At 73.3% G+C, this 11919-nt stretch carries 8 protein-coding genes; 2 read left to right on the top strand and 6 right to left on the bottom strand.

The features are described from left to right. Positions 1-92: 92 nt before the first annotated feature. From AB0B58_RS37575 to AB0B58_RS37560, 4 genes are read right to left on the bottom strand one after another with little or no spacing between them, the layout of a single operon-like run. Positions 93-473, bottom strand: coding sequence for a hypothetical protein (locus tag AB0B58_RS37575; RefSeq protein ID WP_360234379.1), 381 nt, complete (start codon positions 471-473; stop codon positions 93-95). After that, positions 470-715: a hypothetical protein gene (locus AB0B58_RS37570; protein WP_360234376.1), complete on the bottom strand. Its 246-nt coding sequence runs from the start codon at positions 713-715 to the stop codon at positions 470-472. The genes AB0B58_RS37575 and AB0B58_RS37570 overlap by 4 nt, the downstream gene beginning before the upstream one ends. A gap of 43 nt (positions 716-758) precedes the next feature. Further along, on the bottom strand, positions 759-1322 hold the full coding sequence (locus tag AB0B58_RS37565; protein ID WP_360234373.1) for an NUDIX hydrolase: 564 nt from the start codon (positions 1320-1322) through the stop codon (positions 759-761). Further along, positions 1319-2047, bottom strand: a complete 729-nt coding sequence (locus AB0B58_RS37560) for an NUDIX hydrolase (RefSeq protein ID WP_360234370.1) — start codon at positions 2045-2047, stop codon at positions 1319-1321. Before AB0B58_RS37560 ends, AB0B58_RS37565 begins: the two co-directional genes overlap by 4 nt. Before the next feature lie 599 nt (positions 2048-2646). Between AB0B58_RS37560 and AB0B58_RS37555 the strand changes: the two genes are divergently transcribed. Continuing rightward, positions 2647-2838 (top strand): hypothetical protein, encoded by a 192-nt coding sequence (locus AB0B58_RS37555; RefSeq protein ID WP_360234367.1) that lies wholly within the window; start codon positions 2647-2649, stop codon positions 2836-2838. 104 nt (positions 2839-2942) lie between these two features. Beyond that, positions 2943-3437, top strand: a complete 495-nt coding sequence (locus tag AB0B58_RS37550) for a hypothetical protein (RefSeq protein WP_360234364.1) — start codon at positions 2943-2945, stop codon at positions 3435-3437. 52 nt (positions 3438-3489) lie between these two features. On the opposite strand, the gene AB0B58_RS37545 is transcribed toward AB0B58_RS37550, so the two are convergent. Both AB0B58_RS37545 and AB0B58_RS37540 read right to left on the bottom strand, forming a co-directional pair. After that, a complete protein-coding gene (locus AB0B58_RS37545) occupies positions 3490-4173 on the bottom strand; it encodes a hypothetical protein (RefSeq protein WP_360234361.1) in 684 nt (227 codons plus the stop codon). 15 nt (positions 4174-4188) lie between these two features. Further along, positions 4189-11856, bottom strand: coding sequence for an FG-GAP-like repeat-containing protein (locus tag AB0B58_RS37540; RefSeq protein ID WP_360234358.1), 7668 nt, complete (start codon positions 11854-11856; stop codon positions 4189-4191). Positions 11857-11919: the final 63 nt, after the last annotated feature.

Genomic DNA, 11919 nt, shown 5'->3' with positions numbered 1-11919 from the left:
GTCGAATACCGGTGTTGTATTCGGCCTTTCAGCCCGCGCCGCGAGGCGGAAGCTGGGCCCGGCGCAGGCCGCCGTGATCCGCGAGACACCCCCTAGCGGACGTCGTGCGGGTCCTCGGCGTTCTCCCGCCGGCCGAACATGCCCCGTGAGGGGTTCTCGCCCGGGCCGATCTCGTCGGCGGCGTAGGCGGGGCGGCGGCCGTCCAGGAACCACGCCAGCGTGAAGCGCCTGCTGACGATCACGAAGAGCAGCAGGATGACGAAGTAGCTGAAGAAGCCGACGGCCAGGCCGACGCCGTACGCCGCGAACAGCAGGGTGTCGGACGGGAACAGCTCCAGCACCGCGGCGCCGCCGATCGCGCCGAGGATGCTCGCCACGTCGGCCAGCTTGATCTCGGAGCGGTAGCGGTTGACGAAGTACGTGAACCAGCCGATCACCGCGCCGAAGCAGAAGGCGCCCAGTTCCGGACTCATCGCGGTGCTCCCCTTTCGACGGACCGGCGCACCGCCCACCGGAACACCGCGTGTGCCGCCGCCCCGGCGATCAACCCGGCGGCGACCCGCGGCGCCGTGCCCACCCCGGCGACCAGAGCCGGCACCGCGGTGGTGAGCACCGCGACCGCCACTACCACACCGGCCGGTGGCCGGCCGGCGCCCACGATGAGCAGCCACCAGCCGGCCACCAGGCCGAAGGCGAAACCGCCGACGTTCAGCACAGGCGGGAACTCTAGTGGACCGCGCGCCCCGGCACCACGGTCGTCAGCCGAGCAGGCGACGGACCGTCGCCAGGGTGAGCGCCGACAGCGTGAAACCGTCGGTGATCCGGCCGTCCGCGATCTCGTCGTAAAGCTCGGGCAGGCCGATCCAGCGCACCAGCGCGATCTCGGTCGGGTCGGCCGGCGCCGACACCTGTTCGTCGAACTCGGCCAGGAAGACGTGGACCCGGGAGGCCAGCAGGCCGGAATTGGGCGTCACGATGCCCAGCGGGACGAGCCTGCTGGGCAGGCCGCCCAGTTCCTCCGCCAGCTCGCTGCGCGCGGTGTGCTCCGGGTCGCCGGAGTGTGCGAAGCCGCGCGGGATGCCCCACTCCCAGGCCCCGGTCGGGTAGCGGTCGTTGAGGACGAGCGCGTACCGGTCGCGGCACCGGGCCAGGACCGCCGCGCCGGGCTTGCCGTCACGCTCGACGATCTTCAGATGCTGCGCCGGGAACTCCCCGACGATCAGGACGTCGTCGTTGAACACGGAGATGTAGTCGTTCTCGAACACCTTGCGCTCGGCGACCTGCCGGATGCGCGGCCGGGCGGACGGTTCCTCCACGGTCACAGCACACCTCGCGCCACGGCGAACGCGAACGCGGCCAGCGTGTAGAGGTCGGTCAGCTCCCCCGCCATGATCATCTTCTCGATCTCGTCCCGGTCGACCAGCCGAAGGCCGTCGATGCCCTCGACGAACGCCTCCAGAGTGCCGTCGGCCGGCAGCTGCGACACGTCGATCCGGGCCAGGTAGATGTCGTCGAAGCCGCCGTCGGCGGTGGCGCGGCCGAGCAGTTCCACCCCGCTGACCGGCACCCCGATCTCCTCGAGCAGCTCCCGCGCGGCGGTGGCCGGGCCGTCCTCGCCGGGATCGGCGAAGCCCCGCGGTATCTCCCAGTGCCAGTCGCGCAGGCCGTGCCGGAAGTGCCTGGTCAGCACGGTGCGGCCGTCCGGCAACAGGGGCAGGATCGCGGCGCCCACCGCGTTGACGAGCGGTATGACCCGGATGTAAGGCCCCAGCGACCCGTCACGCCTGCGGACGGCGTCGCGCAGCGCGATCACGTACGCGTCCTCGTAGATCACGCCGATGTCGCCGTACTCCTCGGGCTTGCCCTGCGCCCGCAGCCGTGCCGCGCACTCGTCCGCGACCGCGGCCTGGCTCTCGGCGTCGATCAGGATCTCGAAGGGCACCTCCGGCGGATTGACGAACAGGTGCGGCCGCTCGGCCCGCAGTTCGTCGTATCGTGCCAGCCGCTGCGCGCGGCGCTGATCCTGCGAAAGTCGCTCCGAAATCACATATCCTCCGCTCGGCGGGCTCTCCCGATCAGTCTGCCGGGACGCGCCCCGCGACAGAAGCACGTGTCCACATCCGGGCACATTCGACGGCCGCGAAGGAGCCGGACCTGAAGTGTCGGTGGGGCTTGCTACCGTCTCGGCACTGTTCCGGAAGGTGTGACTACGGCCGAGGGAGTCCCGTGACCAGCAACCACTACCTGACGACGTTCGCGGGCCTACCGGTCGTCGGGTTGGATGAGCAGACGCCGGCCGACCCGGCCTCCGTGAGCTGGCGCATCGACATGGAGGACTTCGAGGCCGGCGAGGCGCGGTGCCGGCTTCCCGTGAGGCGCGCAACCGGTCGGCGAGTAGGCGTTCGAGGAGATCGGGGTGGGGTGCCCCGTGTCTGGTCAATTCCGGCCCGGCGAGGACCAGGCTGTAGAAGGCGGCATAGGTGCGGGTCAGCCGGACGCTTTCCGCGTCGGTCGGCAGGACCGCGGTCAGGGTCCCGTATATGACATCGCGCGGGGTGGGTGGCGAAGCGAGTTCCTGGATGCGGCGGGTGACCCGGGCGCCGAGTTCCTCGGCGAGCCGGAACCTGAGCGATCAGGACCCGGCAGTTGGCCGCTTTCATGATCGGCTCCTGGGCCGCCTTCGTGGCGACCGGAAGACCCGGCCCCTCCTGGCCACGGTTCCGCACCACCGCCGAGGTTCCCTACGTCCGGACGCTGGCGCCGACCGGCGGCGGCCAGAGCACCGACCTCGCCGCCGGGCACCACTGCGACCTGTGGACGGACCTGGCAACCTCGTAGAGCGCGACGTTCACTCGGACGGGTCAGGCGTGCCCGGGAGATGAACCGAGCTCCTCCCACGGCCGTGTCGGCAGTATCCAACCGTCCCCGCCAGGGAGAACACCATGGACAAACGGAACCGCATCGCCACCGCCGTCACCGCCGCCCTCGCCACCGTGTCCGCGACCGTCGTGCTCAGCGCCTCACCCGCGCACGCCGAGGGCGTCGGACTGGCTTACAACAAGAAGACCTGCGGGATCACCACGTGCACCGCCTACTGGTCGGTGGACCGCACCGCGGAGATCCACGCCGAATGGAAGGACACCCTGTCCGCGGCGCCGGGCGCCGCGCTCGGCGTGGTGGGTGCCGGGACCACCATCGCCATCGTGATGGCGCAGGCGGGTTCGGCTCTCGCGGCCGCGGCCGCACAGGTGGCCGCCGGCGCCGTTGTCGTCGGCGCGGTGCTGGGGGTCGAGGCCACCGTGTTCAACCACATGATCAACGGTGCTGAGCACGACGGTCGCTGCCTGATCTTCAAGTACCCGAAGGGTCACCCGGAGCTCGGCTGGTTCGGCAGCGTCAGCCTGAACAACCCGAACTGTGACCAGGGACCGGTCTGACCGGCGGGCGCAGGCCGGTCCGCGGGGGAGCCGGCCTGCTGACGCCACTGTCTCAGCCGACGATGCCCAGCCACTGCTGTGCCTGGGACAGCGTCATCACGTGGCCGCCGGGTGCGGGCGGCGCGGCGCTCTCCACGAGCACCGCTTCCGGGCCGTAGAACGCCGGTGCGAAGAGCCGCAGGCCGAGCCGCTCGCCGTATTCGGCCAGGTGCTCGATCGTGAACCGGTCCCGGACCCGGCGCGCCTGGTACAGCTCCGGGCGCTCGAACGGCTGCGGCGCACCGGTGGCCGAGAAGACCCAGCGGTTCCCGTCGTACGTCGTCGAGACGGTACGGACGTAGTTGATGAAGTCCGTCTGCTCGGGGCCGAACAGCTCCAACTGGGTGGCGCCGTAGCGGGCGGGGGTGTGCGGGATCGCCCGGACGGCCAGGCCCCGGCAGCGGATCCGCCGGGTCAGGTAGCCGATGGTGCTCACCGCGTCGGTGCCGCGCAGCGTGCAGTCGAAGTACGCGGTCCACGCCGAGTCGGTGGCGACCAGCAGTTCCCTGGGTCGCGATCCCCCGGTCAGCGGCTCCAGCCGGTGCAGCATCTCCGGGAAGGGTTCGGCGGGCCGACCGGTCTCCACCCGCGGGTACAGCTCCCGGCGCCAGGCGGCGAGCGCGTCGCCGGCGGTTTCCAGCGGCGCCTCCAGGAAGCCGATCGACGACGTGATCGGGGCATACCGGTCGCCGAGCACAGCTGCGCGCGCCTCCTAGTCGACCGTGTGCAGGAGTACTCCGCCGCTGGGGTCGTTCGCCTCGATGCGGGTCTGGTGTGCCGGGCCCCGCTGCGAGGTCGACCGGTCGAACTCCTCGTATTGCCGCTGGCCGTTGAGAGTGTACTGGAGGTCCGGCCGGTTGATGCCGACCCGCGTGCCGTTGACGTCGACCTGCTGCTGGTTCACCCGGAAGTCGGTGGCGCCCTTGGCCTGCAGGTCGGCGATGCGCGCCTGCAGCGCGGCGTTCTGCGTCGGGCTGGTGCCGATCGGCCGGTTCAGCGGGAGCGCGGCCGGCGCGGCGGGGTTCGCCGCCACGTCCTGCGGTAGGCGGGCCGCCTTGGGCGCCGCCGTGGACGTCGAGGTCGGCGCCACGGCCGACGATTGGGTGGCGGCCATGCTGCGGCGGGCGCCGCTGCGGGCGGCCGTGCCGCCCAGCGCCATCCAGTCCCCGCCGGACGGCTTGATGTCGGCGAAGAGCCACCGGCCGAGGATGGTGCCGAGGACGGCGCCGGAGCCGCCGCTCTCGAACGACTCACCGCGGCCGACCTCGGCCGGATCGAGACTCTCCCAGATGTACTCGAACGGGTTGCCGACCACGAGCATCTCGTCGCCGAGCACGTACGCGTTGGGGTCGGTCGGCGCGGCGTAGGGCCAGGGCTGCCACTCCTCGGGAAGGCTCTGCGGCCCGTCCGGCAGCCCTTCCGCCGGTACCGGGCCGACGAACGGCTCGTCGCAGACCGGGCACTCGGGTTGCCGGCCGCTCGGGTCGTTGTTGCCGACCGGATCGCCGTACGCGTAGCCGTAGCGGTTCGCCGCCTGGGTCGAGGTGAGGTCCGCCAGGACCGGGTCGGGGCTGAGGTAGCGCATCGTGCGCGGATCGAGGTGGCGGGCGCCCGCGTAGTCCAGGCCGGTCTCGGCGTCGCGCCGCTGCCCGGCGTACCGCAGGTCGGTCGACGTGGCGCCGCCGGCGGACAGCGGCGCACCGCCGGGGTGGTAGCCGTACCGGGCGGTGACGGCGCCGTCGGCGGCGGTGAGCATCCGGGTCGAGCCGAGCCGGTCCTGATGGTAGAAGTGCAGGCCGCGCCCGTCCCGGCGGGCGATGAGGGTCTCGCCGGCCCAGTAGTACTTCGTCTGGCCGCCGGCGCCGGCGTTCTCCAGCCAGCGGCCGAGGTAGCGGGTGACGGCGGCGCCGGTGCGCTTCTCCACCCGGTCGCCGTCGGCGTCGTACCGCATGGTCGTGGGCGGGCCGGTCGGGCCGGAGCTGCGCACGAGCCGGTTGTCGTCGTCCCAGACCAGCGTGCGCGTGGTGGTCCTCGCCGCCACGCCGGCCGCGCCGGCGGGCATTTCCAGGCGCTGCCCCGGATAGATCCAGTGTGGATCGTCGAACCGGCCGGTGCGGGACTGCGGCTGGAGCCGGCCACGGTTCAGCGCGAAGATCTCGGGCCACCGGCGGGGGTCGCCGAGGTGGTCGCGGGCGATCGCCCACAGGGTGTCCCGCCGGTGCCCGGCCCGCTTCGCGCGCACGTCGTAGTGCCGGCCGACGGTGGTGTTCACGGAGGTCGTGTTGCCGTTGGCGTCGTAGGAGTAGGTCTGGTCGCCGGCGCTGCGCGCGCCGTGGCAGGGCGCCCGGCGGCCGCCGGTGACGCAGCCGTCGGCCCCGGGCGCGGGGTAGCGGTACGGGCCGACCTCCGAGTACGTACCGATGTCGCCGTCGGCGCCCCAGCCGACCCGCTCGGTCAGGTCGCCGTTGACCTCCGTCATCCGTTTGAGGCCGTCGTAGGTGTACGACAGGTCGGCGCCCGGTTCGGACGTCGTGGTCCGGACCAGCCCGTCGGGCTCGTAGGTGTAGCCGAGCTTGAGCAGTTGACCGGTGAGCGGCGACGCGGTGGTCACGTCGGTGAGGCGGCGCCGCTTCGGATCGTAGGTCCACTGGGTGATCGTGCTGTCGGCCCGCTCCACCCGGGTCGTGCGGCCGTCGGGGTCGTGGTTGAACTCGCCGATCAGGCCCGGCATGTCGCGCAGCCGGCCGGCGTCGTCGTAGGTGTAAGCCTGGCGTTCGCCGTCCGGGTAGACGGCGGCCCGCTGCCGGCCGAGCCCGTCGAACTCGAACCGCATCGTCGCGGCGGCGCCGCCGACGCAGCGACGCTCGGCGACCGCCTGCCCGGCCTGGTCGTAGGTGAGGCCGCGGGACCGGCTGCCCGGGCAGCCTGCGCCGGTGGGTTCCTCGACCGAGGTGAGCCGCCCGGCGGCCGGGCCGTGGCCGGCCTCGTCGTAGTGCCAGACCACCCGCGAGCCGTCGCGGTACCGCCTGGTGGCCGGCCGGTCCACCGCGTCGTAGGTGTAGCGGACCGTCCGGCCCCGCGCGTCGGTCTGGCTGTCCAGGTTGCCCGCCGCGTCCCAGGTCCACGACCACCGGCCCAGGTCCGGGTCGTCGGTCGCGGTCAGGTTGCCGAGCAGGTCGTACTCGGACGTCGCCACGTGGCCTTCGGTGTCCGTCACGGTGCGCACGTGGTCGGCGGCGTCGTAGCGGTAGCTCAGCTTCGACGTGCGGGCGCCGTCCGGCTGGCGTACCTGCGTCAGGCGGCCGTGCGCGTCGTGCACGAGCACCTTGCTGTCGCCGCGGGCGTCGGTCCGGGTGACGGCGGTTCCGCCGCCCTCGTTGGCGTAGTCCCACCGGTCGACGCTCTGATCCGCGTGCGTCTGAGTCACGACCCGGCCGGCCTCGTCGTAGCCGACCCGCTCGACGGCCGGGCCGGCGCCGGCCGGCAGCGTCCACCAGGTCGTCTGTGCGGCCGGCCGGTCGGAGTCGTCGCTGTAGAAGGTGTCCTGGACGAAGGTCCGGCCCGGCTGGTCGCCCTCGCGCGCCAGCCGGGTCGGCCGGTCCAGCCCGTCGAGGTAGGTCTCCGACCACAGGCCGTCCGGCGTGCCGTCGTCGATCGTCTCGCGTACCCGGCGCCGGGCCGGGTCGTCCCAGTCCAGATAGGCGTACGTCACCAGCCCGCGACCGGGATTCCGCACCGTCTCCGGCCGGCCGAGCGGGTCGGTGACCATCTCGGTCCTGGCACCGTTCGGGTCGACCACGGCGGTCAGCTGGGCCTGGTCGCGGTCCCACTCGTACGTCAGGCAGTGCTTCAGCGCGTCGCACACCCGCTGCGGGAACAGGTGCCGGACGGGGTCGTACGCGGTGGTGCTGGTGTTGTTCCTCGGGTCGGTGACGCTGGTGCGGTTGCCGTAGGCGTCGTGGCCGAACGTGGTGGTCCGGTAGGTGCCGTCGTCGTGCAGCCGCTTGACCGCGGTGAGCAGGCCGAGTCCCCGGACCGGTGCGCCGATACAGCCGCCCCGCGGGGTGCCGTTGGCGTCGTCGTAGCAGTACGCGGTGAGGCTGAACCGGCGCGAGCCGGGCACGCCGCCGTCGAGCAGCTCCTCGGAGGCCGGCCGGTCCAGCAGCCACGGCCCGATCAGCGGCTTGTGCATGCGCCGCACCACCCGGTCGTCACCGGGGTCGTCGAGGTCGCCGCTGCGCCCGACGAGCGTGGCGTTGCCGAAGTCGTCGTAGGAGTACACGACGCGGGTCTCGGTCCCGGCGGGCGACGGGTCGGCGCCGGGGCCGTCGTACCGCCACGTGCGCACCCAGTCCGGCCGGCAGCGGGCGGCCACGCCGAGCCCCGGATTCTCGTACCTGGTGACGGTCCGGGTGATCGTCCGGCCGGCGGCGTTGCGCAGCAGCACCTCGCCGGGCCGGCCCAGGCACTCGTCGTCGAGCAGGTCGCGGCTCACCGCGATCTCGGCCGGGCGGTTGGCGGCGGCGACGTGCTCGACGGTGGTCTCGCCCCAGCCGAGCAGCCGGCGGTCCCGGTTCGACCAGCGTGCGCACGCGTACGCGATCCGCCGCCGGTCCGCCTGCGCACCGGCGATCCGCTGCGTGACCGCGGACGGCAGCTGGGTGACGACGCCGACCGGCAACGCGCAGCCGGAGTAGGCCGACGTCGGCGCCCGGCGCGGCGCGGCGGACGACGACGGCTGGTAGGTGATCTCGGTGTGGCCGCCGACGCCGTTGTCCACGACGGTGACGAGATCCCGTGGCGCCCTGGACTCCAGGCTCGACACCCGCAGGCGGGCGGAGCGGGGGCCCGCCGGGACACGCGCCACCCGGACGAGGTCGGCCGCGCCGTCGCCGTCGGCGTCGGCCGGGCGCCAGTCGAGCGCGCCGGGCCGGTCGTACCCCGGCAGCGCGTCGGGCCGGGGCGGCCTCGCCGCCCAGCCGCCCTGGCCGGTGGCGACCACGGTGTCGACGCGCAGGCCCGGTGCGGGGGTCGTCACGGGCAGCAGGTGGACGAGGTCGGCGCGGCCGTCGCGGTTGACGTCCATGGACCGCCAGCGGGCGGTGTCGGCGAACGATCCGGTGCCTTTCAACGGGCCCGGCAGTACGTCCGCCGCCGAGCGCGCCACCCAGGTGCCGTTGCCGATCGACAGCAGCGAACGGACCTGGAGGCCGCCGTTCGCCTGGTCCACCCGGACGAGGTCGGTCCGGCCGTCGCCGTTGGCGTCCGCCGGCACCCACCGGCGGGTCGCGTCGGCCAGGTACGGCTGCCACTGCGGCTGCCCCTCGCGCCGCCAGGAGGTGCCGTTGCCGCGGGAGAGCAGGGTGTCGACCCGGGCGCCGAGCCTGCCGATGGGCCACAGCCGCACCAGGTCGGTCCGGCCGTCGCCGTTGACGTCCGCGGGCTGCCAGCTCAGCACGCCCATCGTGAGCGGCTCCCCCGGCACCGGCGCGGACCGCCGCCGCCAGGTGCCGTCGCCGGCGGAGAGCAGCGTGTTGATCCGCAGCGTCGACCCGGTCCGGTACAGGTGGGTGAGGTCGGCCCGGCCATCGCCGTCGACGTCCATGACGCGCCAGAGCGGGGTGTCCCGCCCGGTCTCGCCCGGGTTGTCGAGGTCGTAGTGCCGCCAGGCCACCCGGTAGCGCTCGTCCCAGGTGCCGTCGCCGTTGGACAGCAGCGTGTCGACGTACAGGTCACCGAAGTCGATGCTCACGTAGGTGAGGTCGGCCCGGCCGTCGCCGTTGACGTCGCCGACCTTGAAGTTGCGTACGACGTCGTGGTCGCCCTGCATGACCACGCTGGTGCGCTGGTCGTACCCGCCGTTGCCGGGCCGGCGCAGCAGCGTGTAGATGGTGTTGTAGGTGTTGGCGACGTGGACGTACACGAGGTCCGACCGGCCGTCGCCGTTGACGTCCGCGTGCAGTGCCCGCGCGACGTCCGCGCCCGTGCGCGGCGACACCACGTCGATCGCGTTGAGCATGCTGCCGCGCCGGTAGATGCCGAAGTGGTCGGCGAGCCCGTCGCCGTTGACGTCGGGCGCCTGGAACCCCCGCCAGTCCAGCAGGTAGGCCCACCGGTAGTCCTTCTCCACCGACAGGCCGCAGTCGTTCCAGGTGACCGGCCACCGGAAGGTGCCGTCGCCGTTGCCGAGGATGCGGGCGAAGCTGAGGTGCCGCTCGGCGTACGCCGCCGCGCAGGCGGTGGCCGGGTGCGCGTCGACCTCGACGGCGAACAGCAGGTCCACCGCGCCGTCGCCGTCGGCGTCGCCGGTGGTGCCGTGCACGTCGAGCGCCGGGAACCGGCCGACGAGCCGGTCCGGTATCCGCTCGACGACCGGGGTGCGGGTGCCGTCGGGGCGGCTGATCAGCGTGTGGATGAAGCCGGAGTTGTTGAGGTACTCCACGATGCGCAGGAAGTCCACCCGGCCGTCGCCGTTGACGTCGGCCGAGCGCAGCCGCCCCTGCCCGCAGCAGAAGTTCGTCTGATGGTCGACGAAGTCGTAGTGCCCGTCGCCGCGCGACGTGGCGGTCATCCACTTTCCCTCGTACGCGAGCAGGACATCACCGTCGCCGTCGCCGTCCGCGTCGCCCGTCACGAGCTCCGGCACCCAGTTGATCCGCCCGATGTCGGGCGCCGGCTCCGTCATCGGGATGAACGTCCCGTCGCCCTTCGACAGCGCCGTACCGAGGTGCTCGACGGGCGCGCCCGGGGCGTGCGGGACGAACACGTCGGTGTAGGCGCACACCAGGTCGGCCCGGCCGTCGCCGTTCGGATCCCCTGGCTGGCAGTTCGCCTCGTAGAGGGCCGACAGGCTGTTGTAGGGGTTGTCGATCCAGGGCGTCTCGACCGGCGTGCCCACGAACCGGAACCGGCCGTCGTGCTGCGACAGCGCCGCGATGATGAAGATCGCCTGCGGGGCGACGAGGCCGGTCACCTCCGGCCGGCCCTGCCGGTGTCCGGTGGTCATCACCAGGTCGTCGGCGCCGTCGGCGTTGACGTCCGCCGCCCAGACCTGCGGCCCCCGGTCGCCCCACCCGCCCCACCCGGCCGGGTCCGGCCACGGCAGCACCTCCGTGACGACGGCCGGACCCCAGTTGCGGTTGGACAGCCCGACCGAGATCTCGACCCGGGCCGGCCCGTTGTCGTCGTTCTGGCCGACCTTGATCCAGTCCGACCGGCCGTCGCCGTTGACGTCCCCGGTCACGTACGGCGTCTCCCTCGGCTCGCTGGGCCGGGGGCCGAACTTCGGCAGGTGCTGCAGGCCGTTGAACACCCACCGCGGCGGCTCGCCGTTCCAGCCCGGGCCGGGCCTCGGGTTCGGTGCCGGGTCTCCGCCCGGCCGCCACGCCCCGGCCTCGGCGCCCGCGCCGGCGCCGCCCGACTCGGTGCTCAGGGTGACCGGCGGCGCCGCGGTGCCGCCGATGATCCGGCCGGCGGCGTCCAGCGCCACGTCCCTGCCGTACTCCCGGACGGTGCGCAGCATCGATCGGCCGGTGGCCGACGCCGGGTTGGCGTACTCGAGGCCGTACGCGCGGACCGGCTCTCCTCCGCTGGTCACCTCGACCGTGCGCAGGCGGCGCCGGCCCACGATCAGGGTGCTTCCGTCGCCGGCGTCGACCGGGTCGGGCCGCGCCTCCGTGCGGAACCGGATGACCACCCCGTTGTACGAGATGTCCGCCGGGTACTCCTGCCCGGAGCCGAGCGGGTCGGCGTCGTGCCGGTAGTGGTAGGTCACCCGGTTGCCCAGCGGATCCTCGACGCCCGCCAGGTGCCAGCCGTCCGGGGCGCCGGCCGGGAAGTGGGTCAGCCGGGGCTGGTAGGTGAGTTTGCGGCCGTCGGGGTTCTCCACCAGCCACCGCCCGCCGGCCGCCGACGCGGTGAACGAGACGCGCCGGTAGCCCTCCACCCGCGTGGTGTAGGTGGCGGTGGCGCCCGGCACCTGGAACCGGCAGGCCGGGCTCTCCGGTTTTCCGGCGTCCACGACGGCCGGCGGGCAGGGCACCAGCTCCATCGCGTTCAGGAAGAAGCGGTCCGTCCCGTCGTATGCGGGTGCGCCCCGGCCCGGCGACTGCCGGACGATCTCCGACAGGCCGGCCAGCGACCAGCCCACCCCGAGCCAGCCGTTGCCGCCGGCCGGGTCGTACGACAGCCGCAGTTCCGGCTCCAGCCCCCGGTACGCCGGCACGGCGAGATCGAGGGAGGTCCGGCCGCCCGCCCCGCCGACCGGCGCGGCAGCGACGGGCGCTGCGACGGCGCCGGCGATCACGACGGCCGGCGCGCCGGTCAGCGCCGCGAGGGCGACCCACGCGACAGCGGCCCTCGGCGCGCCACGGGCGACCATCGTCGACGGGTCTCCTCCCGCTCGGACCCAATCCTAGGAGCGAGCGACAGTGATCACTGTCGA

This window comes from Actinoplanes sp. NPDC049118 (assembly GCF_040648555.1).
Classification (GTDB): domain Bacteria; phylum Actinomycetota; class Actinomycetes; order Mycobacteriales; family Micromonosporaceae; genus Actinoplanes.
Note: the sequence above shows the minus strand (reverse complement) of the source record. Positions and strands in the feature narration are given on the sequence as shown.

Excerpts from the sequence above, each read along its gene's own strand:
- AB0B58_RS37540 (WP_360234358.1), bottom strand. The coding sequence starts at position 11,856 with ATGGTCGCCCGTGGCGCGCCGAGGGCCGCTGTCGCGTGGGTCGCCCTC.
- AB0B58_RS37550 (WP_360234364.1), top strand. The coding sequence starts at position 2,943 with ATGGACAAACGGAACCGCATCGCCACCGCCGTCACCGCCGCCCTCGCC.
- AB0B58_RS37575 (WP_360234379.1), bottom strand. The coding sequence starts at position 473 with ATGAGTCCGGAACTGGGCGCCTTCTGCTTCGGCGCGGTGATCGGCTGG.